The sequence below is a fragment of the Rhizobium sp. BE258 genome (assembly GCF_031457345.1).
Classification (GTDB): Bacteria; Pseudomonadota; Alphaproteobacteria; order Rhizobiales; family Rhizobiaceae; genus Rhizobium.
Genome location: NZ_JAVDWL010000007.1, coordinates 400,487 through 416,213 on the forward strand (window position 1 = coordinate 400,487; position 15,727 = coordinate 416,213).

Below are 15,727 nucleotides of genomic sequence, written 5' to 3' on the forward strand. Positions count from 1 at the left end.
GCGGCGCAATCGCGGGATTGTGATGCACCTGATAATGCGGCAATTGTCTGGCCGCAATTGAATATCCGGAGTTTTAGCCCTTGTTTTCCGTATCGAAGCGCAGCGAAGTCGAGCCTTTCCACGCCATGGACGTTCTGGCAGAGGCGACCAAACGGCGTGCCGCCGGTCACCCGGTTATTTCGATGGCGGTCGGCCAGCCGTCGCATCCGGCACCCCAGGCAGCACTCGATGCCGCTCGCGCGGCACTGGCAGAAGGCAAGATCGGCTATACCGACGCACTGGGGACGGCGCGGCTGAGACACGCGCTCGCCTGGCATTATCGCGACCGCCATGGCCTGGAGATCGATCCGGCGCGGATCGCCATCACGACGGGTTCCTCGGCCGGTTTCAATCTCGCCTTCCTGTCGCTGTTCGATGCGGGCGATGCCGTGGCTATCGCTAGGCCCGGCTATCCGGCCTATCGCAACATCCTCGGCGCGCTCGGGCTGAAGGTGATCGAGGTCGCAGTGACGGCCGAGACGCATTTCACGCTGACGCCCGAAAGCCTTGAAGCGGCGCAGCGCGAGAGCGGCGTCAAGCTCAAGGGCGTCCTGCTTGCAAGTCCGGCAAACCCGACCGGAACGGTCACCGGCAGGGCGGCGCTGAAGGCGCTTGCCGATTATTGCGCCGCTCAATCGATCGCCTTCATCTCCGACGAAATCTATCACGGCCTGACCTTCGCCGGGGAGGAGACCAGCGCGCTGGAACTGACAGACGAGGCAATCGTCATCAATTCCTTCTCGAAATACTATTGCATGACCGGCTGGCGGATCGGCTGGATGGTGCTGCCGCGACGGCTGGTCCGCCCGATCGAGCGCGTTGCCCAGAGCCTCTACATCTCGCCGCCGGAACTGTCGCAGATCGCCGCCACCGCTGCGCTTGGAGCGGCTGCCGAGCTCGATGTCTACAAGGCGAGCTATGCCGCCAATCGCGATTTCCTGCTCCGCCGCCTGCCGGAGATCGGGCTGCCGGTGGCATCCCCGATGGATGGTGCATTCTATGCCTATGTCGACGTGACGCGATTCAGCAATGACAGCATGGCCTTTGCCAAGCGCATGCTGGCGGAGATCAATGTCGCCGCGACGCCGGGCCTCGATTTCGATCCGCTCGAAGGCAACCGGACGATGCGCATGTCTTACGCCGGCTCGCAAACCGAGATCGCCGAAGCCGTCGAGCGCATGGCCCTCTGGCTGAAATAGAGTCCGCGCTCAAGCGCTTAGACGCATTTCCTGACTCATTTTGTCAGACAGGTGAATCAAGATCTGAAGAGGCTTGCTGCCGTGAGGCAAAGCCGGATTGGCCTTCTCGACTTATCTCGGATGCCCCTTTCCAATCTCTCCCGGATACGGAATCAAAAAAGCCGGCTGTGTCACCACAGCCGGCTTTTCATTGATCAATCAGCAGTCTCTCAGAAGAAGCCGCGGCGCTGCCACCAGCCGGCCTTCTTCGGCTTGCCGTCGCCCTCGGGCTCAGCAGCTTCGCTGCGCGTCGATTTGACGGTCGGCGAGGAGGAGGAGACGTTCGAGCCGCGATTGGCGCGTGCCGACTTCGCTTCTTCCGTTGCCGGGGCGTCGAGATCGGCAGAGGCTTCCACCGTCTCGGCTTCGGGTGCAGGTTCGGCAGTTGCTGAGGCAGCCGGAGCTTCCTCGGCAACGACAGGCTCTTCCACCGGCGAAACCTCGACAGCCTTTTTGCGGCCACGGCCGCGGCCCTTGGCGGGCTTGACGTCCTCAGTGACGAAGGCGCCGGTTTCGACGGCTGCCATGGCGGTCTGGCCTTCGGCGGCATCTTCGGAAACGGCCTCGATCACTTCAGCCTGCGTCTCGGCTGCCGCGCTTTCGGCAGCGTCACCTTCGCCGGCTTCGCCATCAGCGTCCGTCTCGCTGTCGGTGCCTTCGGCACTCAGTTCGCCGTTTTCGTCACGGTTGCGGCGTCCGCCACGCTTGCCGCGGCGGCGGCGCTTGCGGCGCTGTTCGCTCTCGCTGTCGGTTTCGGCGCGGGCTTCCGCGGTGCCGGCAGCGGCTTCGTCGCCCTCTGCGCCTGCATCATCCTCGTCGCCTTCACCGTCGTCGCCCTCGTCACCGGAGGCGTCGTTGGCCGACTGCTGTTCGTTTCCGCCACGTCCGCCACGGCGGCGGCGGCGGCGCTTGCGCTTGCGGTTGCCGGCCTCGCCATCGCTCTCGGCGCGTGCCTGCTGGGCAGGACGCTCGCTGGCGGCTGGCTTTTCTTCCAGTTCTTCGTCTTCTTCTTCGTCCACCTCGATCACGACATCGTCGTCGTCATCTTCAGGGATGGCCGCGAAGTTGAACAGGGTTTCGATCTTCACCGGATTTTCGACCGGCTCGCCGCGATCGATCGCAAAGTGCTGCGATCCGACGCTGTTGTCGGCGCCGATGATGATCGCCACGCCGAAGCGGGTCTCGTAATCGACGATCGACTGGCGCTTGTGGTTCAGAAGATAGAGCGCGATGTCGGGCGTGGTGCGCACGATGATGTCGTGCGTCGTGTTCTTCAGCAGATATTCTTCGATACCGCGCAGCACATGCAGGGCGACCGAAGACTGCGAACGGACGTGACCGGTACCGCCGCAATGCGAGCAGACCTGGGTCGTCGATTCCAGAACCGAGGCACGGATACGCTGGCGCGACATTTCGAGAAGACCGAAATGCGAGATGCGGCCGACCTGGATACGGGCGCGGTCGTTCTTCAGGCATTCCTTCAGACGCTTCTCGACAGCGCGGTTGTTGCGCTTTTCTTCCATGTCGATGAAGTCGATGACGATCAGGCCTGCAAGGTCGCGAAGGCGAAGCTGGCGCGCGACTTCATCGGCTGCTTCGAGGTTCGTCTGCAGAGCCGTATCTTCGATCGAATGCTCGCGGGTCGAACGGCCGGAGTTGACGTCGATCGAAACCAGCGCTTCCGTCTGGTTCATGATCAGGTAGCCGCCCGACTTCAGCGTCACCTGCGGCTGCAGCATGCGGTCGAGCTGCGCTTCGATGCCGGAGCGCGAGAAGATCGGGTGGATGTCACGGTAAGGCTGAACCACCTTGGCGTGGCTCGGCATCAGCATCTTCATGAAGTCTTTCGCTTCACGATAGCCTTCTTCGCCGGCAACGATGACTTCGCCGATATCCTTGTTGTAGAGGTCGCGGATCGAACGCTTGATCAGCGATCCCTCTTCATAGACGAGGCAAGGGGCCGTCGACGCCAGCGTCAGCGTGCGGACGTTTTCCCAGAGACGCATCAGATATTCGAAATCGCGCTTAACCTCGACCTTGGTGCGGTTGGCACCCGCCGTGCGCAGGATGACGCCCATGCCCTGCGGCACTTCGAGCATCCGGGCGATTTCCTTCAGGCGCTTGCGGTCCTGCGGGTTGGTGATCTTACGGGAAATACCGCCGCCACGCGCCGTGTTCGGCATCAGCACCGAGTAACGGCCTGCGAGCGACAGGTAAGTGGTAAGAGCTGCACCCTTGTTGCCGCGCTCTTCCTTGGCGACCTGCACGAGCAGGATCTGGCGGCGCTTGATGACTTCCTGGATGCGGTACTGCTTGCGCGGCTTGCGCTGAACGCGATCGGGAACTTCTTCCATCGCGTCCTCGGCGCCGACCGATTCGATCACTTCTTCCTCGTGGTCATGATCGTCGTCGTCATCGTCGTCATTGCCGCGGCGGCGGGAATCGACGTCTTCGGAAATCGAGTCGGTCTCGACCATGGCAGCCATCGAGCTGCCGTTCGAGTCGTCGTCGCTATCGACGGAGGCAACCGGCGCTTCGACATCGGTCGGGACGGCATCTTCGGTCGCGGTGGTCTCGACAACCTTCTTGCGGCTGCGGCGCGGCTTTGCAGCCTTCTTTACCGGAGCGGCGTCTTCAGCGGCCGGCGCAGCTTCCGCTTCGATCGCGGCAGGGGCTTCGGCCGTAGCGTCTGCTGCCGGCTCGTCCTGGGCGACGATGCCGATGTCGGGCTGGTCCTGGTTGGCCGGATCGTTCATCGGCGCGGTTTCGACGTGCTCGACGTCATCGTCGCGGCGATGCTCTTCGGCTTCCGCGCGCAGCAGCGCCTGGCGATCGGCCAGCGGGATCTGGTAGTAATCAGGGTGGATTTCGGCAAAGGCCAGGAAGCCGTGCCGGTTGCCGCCGTAATCAACGAAGGCGGCCTGTAGCGAGGGTTCTACCCGCGTTACCTTTGCAAGATAGATGTTGCCGCGAATTTGCTTCTTGTGCTGCGACTCGAAGTCAAATTCTTCTATGCGGTTCCCGCGAACGACAACGACGCGCGTCTCTTCCTCGTGAGACGCGTCGATAAGCATTTTGTCTGCCATGTAAGCTGTGCTCCTCGGCGCAGCCTCATACGCGCATCCCCGCCAGTGTCTGAGACAGGCGGGTTACGGTCAGGAGGGGTTGCGCCGGATAATGAAAGTCGCGCTTGGTTCGGGAGGGCAGGCAGCAGCCAGACAACAGCGGGGAAGATATTCTCCCGGGGCCTGTAGACTTTGGATAAAACCTGCTGCGACACCATTATGACCAAGCGAGATCGACAATACTAAGACCCGTAGGTCCGATGAGTTTGCTCCTCGGAGCGGTTGGTGGCTATCCACCGATGAAGTTTCCGCATACGCCGGAAAAATCAGAATCCAGTTCACTCGGAAAGAAACACGTATGACGGCGGACGATTGCCGGTTGCGGCGCCAGGTCCTCTCAGGGGTTGGCAGCCTTCGCGGCGACTCTATCCCGTCAGCACTTCTAACCTGAAATCGTTGTATGGTTTCTCTGTCACAATAGCAAGGGAAAAGCCAAATGTGCCATAATATTGATGGATTTCGGCACGCATAGAAAATCGGGGATCCGCGGTCCCGATTCGATGCGCTATGCTCGGCGCCGGGCAGGCGCCGCCGGGCGGCGGGGATCATGTGCCCCGGGGACATATGCAATGACAAATAGGGTGTGGCGGTCGATTGTTTAAGAGGGAGCGGCCCGTAGCGGGGCAATCCGGCAACCGGAAGAATGTTTTTGCGGCGGCGCTCGCTGCCGCGGCGCTGTGTCTCGGGATGGCGACCGCCATCGCAGCCGACGGCGCCAAGCCCGAGCCGCTGCTGGCCTACGGTGCCCGGATTATCGGCGATGACGCCCGCACCCGCATCGTCATCGATTTCGACCAGGCCCCCAGCTTCTCCATCCATTATATTGCCAATCCCGAGCGCATCGTCGTCGATCTCCCGGCGACCGCCTTCGGTTTCGATACCAAGCAGCTGGAAGCGCGCGGTCTCTTCAAGGATATCCGCTACGGCGCGATGGGCGAGGACAGCGCGCGAATCGTGCTCACCGCCATCAAGCCGGTGAAGCTGGCGATTGCCAAGGTTCAGCAGGATGAGGACGGCAAGGGGCACCGCCTGGTGCTCGATGCCGAGATGACGTCGAAGGAAGCCTTCGCCGCGCTCGTCAAGGCTCAGACCTGGAACGGCGCCGATGACCAGCAGGTAACCAGCGCCATTCCGGCGGCAGAGGCCGCCAAGCCCGGCGATTTCGTCATCGCCGTCGACGCCGGTCACGGCGGCATCGATACCGGCGCGATCGGCGTCGATACGAAAACCGAGGAAAAGCAGGTGACACTGGCCTTCGCCAAGGCGCTGGCCGACCGGCTGAACCGCGAGCCCGGCATCAAGGCGTTTCTGACCCGCGACAACGACGAGTTCCTCTCGCTTTCCGAGCGCGTGCAAATTGCCCGCCAGAACCATGCCGGCCTTTTCATCTCGCTGCATGCCGATACGCTGAAGCAGAAGGATATCCGCGGGGCGACCGTCTATACGATCTCCGACAAGGCATCCGACAAGCTCGCTGCCGATCTCGCCGAACGTGAAAACCTCTCGGATCAGATCGCCGGCAAGGAAACCGTCGCCGAGCCGCCCGAAGTGGCCGATATCCTGCTCGACCTGACACGGCGCGAGACGCAGGCGTTTTCGATCTCGCTGGCCGAAAGCGTCCTGAACTCCTTCAAGGACCAGATCGGCACCATCAACAATCCGCACCGCCATGCAGGTTTCCAGGTTCTGAGGGCGCCCGACGTGCCATCGATCCTCGTCGAACTCGGCTTCCTCTCCAATGTAGAAGACGAGAAGCTGCTGCTCGATGAGGCCTGGCGCGGCAAGATGGCGGACCTGATGACCGATGCGGTCAAGCGTTACCGCTCGTCGGTCGTCGCCAATGGCGGCTGACGCCGTGGCGAACATGTAACAGCGTGGACGAAAGCCGGGGACGGGACTGGAATGGGGCAGGGGAGCCCTATTTTGCTCACATTCAGGCCGTTACTCGCCGCTATGTTTCTGACCCGAGAGGCGGATTCGGCTTGTCGCAGTGCCGCTCATGGAGTAAGCCGCGCGCAATGTGTAGATTGCGCGCTCCGATGCGATGATATCGCCTGTGCCGATTGAAGATTTGGAATACCGGTAGCCCAATATGATCAGACTTCTTGGATATTTCTTCGGCATTGCTTGCGTCATGTTTCTTGGCGCCGCAGCTGTCGTTGCCGTCTATTTGGCAAACGTCGCGAAGGATCTCCCCGATTACGCCGTGCTGAACAGCTATGCGCCGCCGGTTACTACCCGCGTTCACGCCGGCAACGGCGCGCTGATAGCCGAATATGCCAAGGAAAAGCGCCTGTTCCTGCCGATCCAGGCAATCCCGGACCGCGTCAAGGCGGCGTTTCTTTCGGCCGAAGACAAGAATTTCTACAATCACCCGGGCGTCGACCTGACCGGCCTCGGCCGCGCTATCCTCGTCAACCTGCAGAATTTCGGTTCCGGCCGCCGCCCGGTCGGCGCTTCGACGATCACCCAGCAGGTCGCCAAGAACTTCCTTCTGACATCCGACCAGACCATCGACCGCAAGATCAAGGAAGCGATACTCTCCTTCCGCATCGAGCAGGCCTATTCGAAGGACAAGATTCTCGAGCTTTATCTCAACGAGATCTTCTTCGGCCTGAACTCCTACGGCATTGCCGGCGCGTCACTCACCTATTTCAACAAGTCGGTCACCGAGCTGACGATCGCCGAAGCCGCCTATCTGGCGTCGCTGCCGAAGGGCCCGGCGAATTATCATCCGTTCCGCCACCCCGAAGCCGCTCTCGAGCGCCGCAACTGGGTCGTCGATCGTATGGTCGAGAACGGCTATGTCAGCAAGGAAGACGGCGAAGAGGCGAAGAAGCAGCCGCTCGGCGTCAACGCCCGCAGCACCGGCCCGTCGCTCTTCGCATCCGATTACTTTGCCGAGGCCGTGCGCCGCCAGCTGATCGACCAGTATGGCGAAAAGACGCTGTATGAAGGCGGTCTTTCCGTCCGCACCTCGCTCGATCCGCAGATGCAGCTTGCCGCCCGCAAGGCGCTGCAGGACGGCCTGACCACCTATGACGAACGCCGCGGCTTCCATGGCGCGCTGAAGACCATCGACACGACATCGGATTGGGGTAAGGCGCTGGCCGATATTCCGGCACTCTCCGATGTGCCCGAATGGCGCCTGGCCGTCGTTCTGGCGGTTTCCGACGATGGCGCGGACATCGGCCTGCAGCCGCCGAAGGATGGTAGCGGCAAGATCGGTGCCGAGCGCGAGCGCGGTACGATCACCGCCAAGAACATGCAGTGGGCCTACCGCTCCTCGACAGGCGACCGCAAGACCGCCAAGTCGCCGGAAGGCGTGCTGTCTCCAGGTGATGTGGTTTACGTCGCGCGTCAGGGCGACGAGACCTCGACATCCTACCGCCTGCAGCAACCGCCAAAAGTTCAGGGCGGCCTCGTTGCCATGGACCCCAAGACCGGCCGCGTGCTCGCCATGGCCGGCGGATTCTCTTACGGCCAGTCGGAATTCAACCGCGCGACGCAGGCGATGCGTCAGCCGGGCTCGTCCTTCAAGCCTTTCGTCTACGCTGCCGCCATGGACAACGGCTATACGCCGGCCTCCGTGATCATGGACGCGCCGATCGAGATCGTTTCCGGCGGTCAGGTCTGGAAGCCTGAGAACTACGGTGGCGAAGTCGGCGGCCCCTCGACGCTGCGCTCCGGTATCGAGCATTCGCGCAACCTGATGACGGTGCGCCTTGCCAATGACCTCGGCATGAACATCGTCGCCGAATATGCCGAGCGCTTCGGCATTTACGACAAGATGCCGCCGCTGCTCGCCATGTCGCTGGGTTCCGGCGAAACCACGGTGCTGCGCATGGTCTCGGCCTATTCGGTTCTTGCCAATGGCGGCAAGCAGATCAAGCCGACGCTGATCGACCGCATCCAGGACCGTTACGGCAAGACCATCTTCAAGCATGAAGAGCGCGTCTGCGACGGCTGCAATGCCGGCGACTGGCAGAACCAGGAAGAGCCCAATATCGTCGATAACCGCGAACAGGTTCTCGATCCGATGACCGCCTACCAGATCACCTCGATGATGCAGGGCGTCATCACCCGCGGTACCGCCGCAGGCAAGGTCGATCTCGGCGGCCGCGACGTTGCCGGCAAGACCGGTACGACCAACGACGAGAAGGATGCCTGGTTCGTCGGCTTCACGCCGGATCTCGTCGCCGGTCTCTACATGGGCTTCGATACGCCGGCTCCGCTTGGTCGCGGCGGCACGGGTGGCGGCCTCTCTGCGCCGATCTTCAACGAATTCATGCAGGCCGCCGTCAAGGACATGCCGCCGTCGAAGTTCGTCATTCCGCAGGGCATGAACCTCGTCGCCATCGACCGCAAGACCGGCATGGCGGCGCAGGAAGGCGATCCGAACACCATCATCGAAGCCTTCAAGCCCGGCACCGGCCCGGCCGACAGCTTCTCGGTCATCGGCATGGACGGCACCATGGCGCCCGAGGAAATTCTCAAGACCTCGCCACAAGCCAATCAGGCGGTGCAGTCTGGCGCCGGCGGCCTCTATTAACATCATCCGCAGAGACGGTGCGGCGGCCGCGGGCTTTACATCCGCGGCCGCCGCAACTATTTGACGGGCCAGCTCAAGACCAACGCAAAGAAGCAGGACAATGCGCGCCGAGATCATAAACGTAGTCGATGAAACCAAGCAGGCTATCACCCTGCTGAGGAGGCATCTTTGACTGGGACCAGGCGATAAGACGGCTGGACTGGTTGAACAACAAGGCAGAGGACCCGAACCTCTGGAACGATGCCCAGGAAGCCCAGAAGCTGATGCGCGAGCGCCAGCAGCTGGATGACGGCATCAATGGCGTGAAGCAGCTCGAACAGCAGCTGAACGACAATATCGAGCTCATCGAAATGGGCGAGGAAGAGGGCGACGAAGGCGTCGTCAAAGACGCCGAGGATGCGCTGAAGGGCCTGAAGGCCGAAGCTGCGCGCCGCCAGGTGGAGGCAATGCTCTCTGGCGAAGCCGATGGCAACGACGCCTATCTGGAAGTCCATTCCGGTGCCGGCGGCACCGAGAGCCAGGACTGGGCCAACATTCTGCTGCGCATGTATACGCGCTGGGCCGAACGTTCGAAGTTCAAGGTCGAGCTTCTTGAAGTTCACGATGGTGAAGAAGCGGGCATCAAGTCGGCGACGCTGCTCGTCAAGGGCCACAATGCCTATGGCTGGCTGAAGACCGAATCGGGCGTTCACCGCCTGGTGCGTATTTCGCCTTACGACAGCAATGCACGCCGCCATACGTCCTTCTCGTCCATCTGGGTCTATCCTGTCATCGACGACTCGATCCAGATCGACATCAACGAAGGCGATTGCCGCATCGACACCTACCGCTCGTCGGGCGCCGGCGGCCAGCACGTCAACACCACCGACTCCGCCGTGCGCATCACGCATATGCCGTCCGGTATCGTCGTGCAGTGCCAGCAGGAACGCTCGCAGCACAAGAATCGCGCCAAGGCGTGGGACATGCTGCGCGCCCGTCTTTACGAAGCCGAACTGAAGAAGCGCGAAGACGCGGCCAATGCCGAAGCCGCCTCGAAGTCGGATATCGGCTGGGGCCACCAGATCCGCTCCTACGTGCTGCAGCCCTACCAGCTGGTCAAGGACCTACGCACGGGTGTTGCCAGCACCGCTCCGGGCGACGTGCTCGACGGCGAACTCAACGAGTTCATGGAAGCAGCGCTTGCGCACCGCATCAGCGGCAAGCCCGATGCCGTCGTCGACGACATCGATTGAGCCCCGCAGGCCGGACAATCAAAAAAGCCCCGGACATCCGGGGCTTTTTCGTTCTAGAGGTTCAGGCGGAAATAGACGCCGTTCCGATGCGGCCGGTAGTAGCGGTCGCGATACCGCCAATCGCGATCACCCCGCCAACGCCGCTCGGCCCGCCAATCCCGGTGGTGACGGCGATCATAGCGCCAGCTGTCGCGATAACGCGGACGATGATCCCTATAGTAGCGGCGATCCCGGTGCCGGACCTGAACCACGTCGCTCTTCTCGACGGCAGCCACCGGCGCCTGAGATCGCGGCATCGCCGCCGCAGGTTCGACGGCAACGAAGGCCGAACCGATGGAAAGAACAGCAGCAACCGCCAAATGGACGATTTTCATAGCGCATCTCCTTGCTATTTCATGACCCAAGGTGACCCCGCGGGCCTGAACTCGCTCTGAAGACGGGCTTCATGTCCGGTTCATCGAAGAGGACAAGAGATAGAGCGGCTTGAGCAACGAGAGATGCGACGGCGCACAGATAGCATCAGCGTCGTCGTGGCTTGCCTGCTCGATCGCAAGCCCGGCAAAAGCCTTCTATCGTTTAACAGTGCTTGGCCTATTCGATGGAGACGGACATGGATGAACCATTTCCCGCTATGTTCGAGCAATATGTGCTCCTGCTGACCGCAAAGCGCACGATGCTGAGAGCCGAGGCGGCAAGTGTCACCACGCTCGTTGCCGGTTCGTCGCATGGCGATTTCGGCTTCGATCCGGCGTATCTGCCCGGATCTTTCAACCTGTGCTGCCGATCACAGGATCTGAAATACTCCTACTTTCTCTACAAGACCCTTTCGGAGCAACTCGAGTCGCTCCGCACCATCGTTGTCTTCTATTCGGTTTTCTCACCGGGATGGGTGCTCGATCGCTCGCGATCCGAAGGCATGATCTCGGTGGCTATCAATGAGCTGTTCAATCTCGGATTGGACTACCAGGATCCGTCGCTTACCAGCCTCTACGAAACCGTGGTGGGCAAACTTGGGGATTTGTCCGTGGACGTTTCGGGGCGCTCCGGGTTTCTGCCCGACTATAACAAGAGCTTCATGCCTCCGCGCATGACGACGGAACAGCGCGTCGCAGATCACATGAAGTTCAATCGTCGGGAAAACGCACTTCCTTATCTCGACATGTTGATCAGCTTGTCGGCGCAAAACCGCCACAGGCTGCTTGTCGTCGTTCCCCCAGTCCGAAGCGATTTCCGGATTCGCGCCCCAGGTGCCGAATTGTTTCGCGGTCTGAAGCAGCGAACCGATGGGCATGCTCACGTCCAGGTGCTTGATCTCTATGAGCACGATGATTTTGAAGACGGCTTTTTCGGAGATATGGATCATCTCAAGCCGTTGGGTCCAGGCACGGCGCTGCTGTCGCGTCTGGTTGACGAGGCCTTGAGCCGCGGGTCATGAGCGGGGCGCAATCGCGCCGTGCGCCATGTTTTGGGAGCGCAGCGTCAAATTCTGGAACAGGCACCCGCCTGCGGAGCAGGCGCCATCCGGCTACGCTTCTGATTTCGCTATGAGTGAGTGGTGCCCCCGGCAGGGTTCGAACCCGCGACCCCCTGATTACAAATCAGGTGCTCTACCAACTGAGCTACAAGGGCAATGCGTGCCAACTACCAGATTCTGAATTCGTGTAAAGGCAAAATCCGGCATCGGCGCGAATTCGTGAACGGTTTCGGCTGCAGAATCATGGAAATCGTGCTGGGCGACAACAGCGGTTGGCGGAAACTATCGCGCCCCGCCGGGGCCGTTTCGCGGAAATGCCGGATGCTCACACTTTGTCGCGTTTCCGCACTTTGTATTGATGTGCAAAACACCTTGTCGCACAAGCCCTTTATCCTTTAGCTAGGCGAGCATAACAAAGGGCATTGAATGGGCCGGTCATTTCAGACGCTTGGTTTTCTGGCTTCCTCCACGACTGAAGCGCTTGCTGCGCGCGAGGAGCTGATTCGGATCTACGGCGACGTGCCGGCCGAAGAGGCGGATGTGATCGTCGCGCTCGGCGGCGATGGCTTCATGCTGCAGACGCTGCATGGAATTATGAACAGCGGCAAGCTGGTCTATGGCATGAACCGCGGCTCCGTCGGCTTCCTGATGAACGATTACCGCACCGAAGACTTGCAGCAACGCATCTGTGCTGCTGTCGAAAACGTCTTCCGTCCGCTGCAGATGACGACGGCCAATGCCGATGGCACGAATTCCGAGGCGCTCGCCATCAACGAGGTGTCGCTGTTTCGCCAGTCCTATCAGGCAGCCAAGCTTCGCGTCGAGGTGGACGGCCATGTCAGGCTGCCGGAATTGATCTGCGATGGCGTGATGGTGGCGACTCCGGCGGGCTCCACCGCCTACAATCTTTCCGCACACGGCCCGATCCTGCCGCTGGAAGCGCCGCTTCTGGCGTTGACGCCGGTCAGCGCCTTCAGGCCGCGGCGCTGGCGTGGCGCGTTGCTGCCGAACAAGGTGACGGTCGATATCCATATCCTTGAGGCCGAGAAGCGGCCGGTGAACGCCGTTGCCGATAATTCCGAGGTCAAGTCGGTGCTGCATGTGCGCATCGCCCAGTCGGAACACATGACCGCCCGCATCCTCTCCGATCCGGATCGTTCGTGGTCGGACCGCATTCTGGCAGAACAGTTCGAGGACTAACGATGAGGGCAGGGACTTTTCTATTGGCGGCCACGCTCCTGACGGGCGCAGGGATTGCCAAGGCGGCTCCAGGCACAGAGACGATCCTGCCGTCCGCTGTCACTTTCGCCACCAGCACGGGATATTGGGAAGAAAGCAAGGCTGACATCGCTATCGAGCGCACGCCCGAGACGTCAGGCAAACCCGTATCTGCCGATCAGGCGGCGGCAAAACCCGGAGAGTCGCGTCATGGCTATTACAAGCTCTTCTCCGTCCGCCAGGATGACCGCACATCGAAGGTCTACCTGCAGCAGGTGGCGCAGACCGATGGCGGGCCGCAGATCGTCTCCACGGTTGAACTGCACGAATTCACCGATCTCAAACCCTATGTCACCGATATCCGTCCGGAGAACTCGACTGGGATCATCAAACAGCCCGGACTGTTCGCCACCGTCTATTTGAAGACCGATCCGGATGCCGAGCCGGATGGCTGGACCGTGCTGATCGACGAGTTCGGAGAAATTTCCGTCGAAAAGGCGACCAACTGACAAAAAAGCCCCAGCGATACCGGGGCTTTTCTTTTGCTCGGCCGGGGGCCGGCCTACTGCTGCACAGGCTCGTTGATGCTTGCCTCGATCTTGGCGCCGTTGCCGGTCTGTCCGGTGCCGGATGGCGCCATCATCACGATGCTCAGCACCGAGCCGACCATCAGAACTACGACGGCGATCATGATTCGCATGCGTTCTTCCTTGCATTAACCTGCGGGACAAACGCGCGGAGATGTTTGAGGTTCCGGAAGCCCTATTGCACAGGGGCTGGTGCAGAGGGGCCGGGGGCCGAGGGGGCCAGCGGATCGGGCTGGCGCACCGGATGGGAGGGATCGACCCAGACGAGGCTGAGAATGATGCCGACGAAGACTGCGACGAACAGAATGCCAAACAGGAGGGGCCGGATTGTCATGCCGGATCGTTTCCTTCTCTCTTGCTGTTTTCGGTTCGCCGACATCTAGAGCGTTTCCTGGTTATATTGAAGCATTCTGCCGGAGCAGGTTTTTGACAGGGCAAGGGCGATTGGCGAAGGGCATACCCAATGGTACGGTCGAGCCGATCGCCTTTGATCCTGGCGGAAAGATGCCCGGCCCCTGCGGGGTTGGCTGAAACGGGCCGCCTGATCGACAGGCTGGCTTGGCCGTAGATCTGGCTACGACGAGCGCCAGCCGGTCGACCATCCGACTCCGTTTGAGCCAACAGAATGCTTCAATATAACCAGGAAACGCTCTAGCCCCGGCATGCGTTCATTTTGAGACCCCGGTTCTATTTTGCGAGATATTGCCGGGCCGCATACATGGCGATTGCAGCCGCGTTCGAAACGTTCAGCGACTTGATGGCGCCGGGCATATCGAGACGGGCAAGCGCGTTAACGGTTTCGCGGGTCTTCTGACGAAGCCCTTTGCCCTCGGAGCCTAGAACGAGCGCCACCTTGTCACCGCTAAACGTTCCCTCGAGCGCCGCGGGACCTTCCGAATCGAGGCCGATCGTCACAAAACCGAGCTTGTGCAGCTCGCCGACGGCGTCGGCCAGATTGGTGATCTGGATATAAGGAATCAGTTCCAGCGCCCCGGAGGCCGATTTCGCCATCACACCTGATTCTGTCGGGCTATGTCTCTGGGTGGTGATAACCGCACCGGCATTGAATGCCACTGCCGAGCGCATGATGGCGCCGACATTATGCGGATCAGTCACCTGGTCGAGAACCAGAAGCAACGGGCTGTCCTTCAAAGCTTCCAGTCGGCGCACGGGCAGGGGCCGCGTCTCCAGCATCACGCCCTGGTGGATCGCATCGGGGCCGAGCACTTTGTCGATATCCTGCGGAGACACCATCTCGACAGGGATCTTCATGTCCTCGGGATTGATCTCGAGGCGCGCCAGCGCATTCTGCGTCACGGACAGCTTGATGTTCTTGCGCTCGGGATTTTCGAGCGCCGCGCGAACCGTGTGCAGGCCATAGAGATAAACCTGCTCCGGCGCCAGAACCGGCGGCTTCCAGTCGTCGCCGCCGCGCTTGCGCTTCTGCGGGCCAGGGGTCGGTATGTCGCCGCGCTCGCGCTTTGCATCGCGGTGCTGGCGGCGCAAGGTCGCATAATGCGTATCCTTGGCGGTTTTGTCGGTGTCGGGCTTGCCGGTGAATTTGTTGTCTTTGCTCATGCGGCTTTTATAACGGCGGCAACTCTCCGCGCATAGGACTTCTTTCACAGAGGGCCTTTCAACAGGCGATGAAATTTTTCACATTTTTTCCGCAGTCATCGTGTTGACATGAGGAAATCGTCCGGTCATATACGCGGCGCAGACCGAGGGGCGGCAACGCCAGACGGTCGCAAGCTTGGTCTTCCGATCCAGACGAAACGAATGGAGAGATGCCCGAGTGGTTAAAGGGGACGGACTGTAAATCCGTTGGCTCAGCCTACGTTGGTTCAAATCCAACTCTCTCCACCATTCGTTCTCTGGTCGGGCCAAGACCAATCCCGCGGGTATAGCTCAATGGTAGAGCAGCAGCCTTCCAAGCTGAATACGCGGGTTCGATTCCCGCTACCCGCTCCAGTTTTTCCTTTTAGCTTCAGGTTGTTGCGCCGCGCTTTTGGCGGTGGATCTTGCGTTGCGTCAATTGCTTCCCATATGGGCAGCAAACCCCGGAATGCCGTTCGCAATTAGGTCTTGCGCAATCTCGCCGAAAGCCTTAAACGGCGGCACTAAACCGGTTCGCCGGGGTCACCCATTTCGTTCACAGGAAGCATTCAAATGGCAAAGAGTAAGTTTGAGCGCAACAAGCCGCACGTAAACATCGGCACGATCGGCCACGTTGACCACGGCAAGACGTCTCTGACGGCAGCG

At 60.9% G+C, this 15,727-nt stretch carries 13 protein-coding genes and 3 tRNA genes; 10 read left to right on the forward strand and 6 right to left on the reverse strand.

Going from position 1 to position 15,727, the window contains the following annotated elements:
• Positions 1 to 80 precede the first annotated feature (80 nt).
• Positions 81 to 1,238, forward strand: a complete 1,158-nt coding sequence (locus J2X43_RS24625; RefSeq protein WP_310298640.1) for an aminotransferase class I/II-fold pyridoxal phosphate-dependent enzyme — start codon at positions 81 to 83, stop codon at positions 1,236 to 1,238.
• Between the two features lie 209 nt (positions 1,239 to 1,447).
• On the opposite strand, the gene J2X43_RS24630 is transcribed toward J2X43_RS24625, so the two are convergent.
• Positions 1,448 to 4,363 (reverse strand): Rne/Rng family ribonuclease, encoded by a 2,916-nt coding sequence (locus J2X43_RS24630; protein WP_310298643.1) that lies wholly within the window; start codon positions 4,361 to 4,363, stop codon positions 1,448 to 1,450.
• A gap of 726 nt (positions 4,364 to 5,089) precedes the next feature.
• Here J2X43_RS24630 and J2X43_RS24635 point away from each other — a divergent pair.
• The 3 genes from J2X43_RS24635 (at position 5,090) to prfB (ending at position 10,186) form a co-directional block, all read left to right on the forward strand.
• Positions 5,090 to 6,253, forward strand: coding sequence for an N-acetylmuramoyl-L-alanine amidase (locus J2X43_RS24635; RefSeq protein ID WP_405049643.1), 1,164 nt, complete (start codon positions 5,090 to 5,092; stop codon positions 6,251 to 6,253).
• 241 nt (positions 6,254 to 6,494) lie between these two features.
• A complete protein-coding gene (locus J2X43_RS24640) occupies positions 6,495 to 8,954 on the forward strand; it encodes a penicillin-binding protein 1A (RefSeq protein ID WP_310298649.1) in 2,460 nt (819 codons plus the stop codon).
• 100 nt (positions 8,955 to 9,054) lie between these two features.
• A protein-coding gene (prfB, locus tag J2X43_RS24645; RefSeq protein ID WP_112389732.1) for a peptide chain release factor 2 occupies positions 9,055 to 10,186 on the forward strand; the annotation gives its coding sequence in 2 pieces (ribosomal slippage) (positions 9,055 to 9,123 and positions 9,125 to 10,186; 1,131 coding nt in all).
• A 53-nt stretch (positions 10,187 to 10,239) separates the two neighbouring features.
• On the opposite strand, the gene J2X43_RS24650 is transcribed toward prfB, so the two are convergent.
• Entirely contained in the window at positions 10,240 to 10,560 is a 321-nt protein-coding gene (locus J2X43_RS24650) for a hypothetical protein (RefSeq protein WP_310298653.1), read from the reverse strand.
• 236 nt (positions 10,561 to 10,796) lie between these two features.
• Between J2X43_RS24650 and J2X43_RS24655 the strand changes: the two genes are divergently transcribed.
• Positions 10,797 to 11,621 carry a hypothetical protein gene (locus tag J2X43_RS24655; RefSeq protein WP_310298656.1) on the forward strand — a complete coding sequence of 275 codons (825 nt, stop codon included), beginning with the start codon at positions 10,797 to 10,799 and terminating at the stop codon, positions 11,619 to 11,621.
• A 118-nt stretch (positions 11,622 to 11,739) separates the two neighbouring features.
• Here J2X43_RS24655 and J2X43_RS24660 read toward each other — a convergent pair.
• A tRNA-Thr gene (locus J2X43_RS24660) sits at positions 11,740 to 11,815 on the reverse strand.
• Between the two features lie 271 nt (positions 11,816 to 12,086).
• Between J2X43_RS24660 and J2X43_RS24665 the strand changes: the two genes are divergently transcribed.
• Both J2X43_RS24665 and J2X43_RS24670 read left to right on the forward strand, forming a co-directional pair.
• Positions 12,087 to 12,860 carry an NAD kinase gene (locus tag J2X43_RS24665; protein WP_112389735.1) on the forward strand — a complete coding sequence of 258 codons (774 nt, stop codon included), beginning with the start codon at positions 12,087 to 12,089 and terminating at the stop codon, positions 12,858 to 12,860.
• 2 nt (positions 12,861 to 12,862) lie between these two features.
• Entirely contained in the window at positions 12,863 to 13,387 is a 525-nt protein-coding gene (locus J2X43_RS24670) for a hypothetical protein (RefSeq protein ID WP_112389736.1), read from the forward strand.
• A gap of 53 nt (positions 13,388 to 13,440) precedes the next feature.
• On the opposite strand, the gene J2X43_RS24675 is transcribed toward J2X43_RS24670, so the two are convergent.
• The 3 genes from J2X43_RS24675 to rlmB form a co-directional block, all read right to left on the reverse strand.
• Complete coding sequence (locus tag J2X43_RS24675) at positions 13,441 to 13,578, reverse strand: hypothetical protein (RefSeq protein ID WP_310298660.1); 138 nt, start codon at positions 13,576 to 13,578, stop codon at positions 13,441 to 13,443.
• 62 nt (positions 13,579 to 13,640) lie between these two features.
• On the reverse strand, positions 13,641 to 13,799 hold the full coding sequence (locus J2X43_RS24680; protein ID WP_310298663.1) for a hypothetical protein: 159 nt from the start codon (positions 13,797 to 13,799) through the stop codon (positions 13,641 to 13,643).
• 353 nt (positions 13,800 to 14,152) lie between these two features.
• Complete coding sequence (gene rlmB / locus J2X43_RS24685; protein WP_310298666.1) at positions 14,153 to 15,043, reverse strand: 23S rRNA (guanosine(2251)-2'-O)-methyltransferase RlmB; 891 nt, start codon at positions 15,041 to 15,043, stop codon at positions 14,153 to 14,155.
• A gap of 203 nt (positions 15,044 to 15,246) precedes the next feature.
• Between rlmB and J2X43_RS24690 the strand changes: the two genes are divergently transcribed.
• The 3 genes from J2X43_RS24690 to J2X43_RS24700 form a co-directional block, all read left to right on the forward strand.
• Positions 15,247 to 15,331: transfer RNA gene (locus J2X43_RS24690), tRNA-Tyr, on the forward strand.
• A gap of 31 nt (positions 15,332 to 15,362) precedes the next feature.
• Positions 15,363 to 15,436: transfer RNA gene (locus J2X43_RS24695), tRNA-Gly, on the forward strand.
• A 198-nt stretch (positions 15,437 to 15,634) separates the two neighbouring features.
• A partial coding sequence (locus tag J2X43_RS24700) for a GTP-binding protein (protein WP_018010120.1) occupies positions 15,635 to 15,727 on the forward strand: 93 nt, incomplete at its 3' end.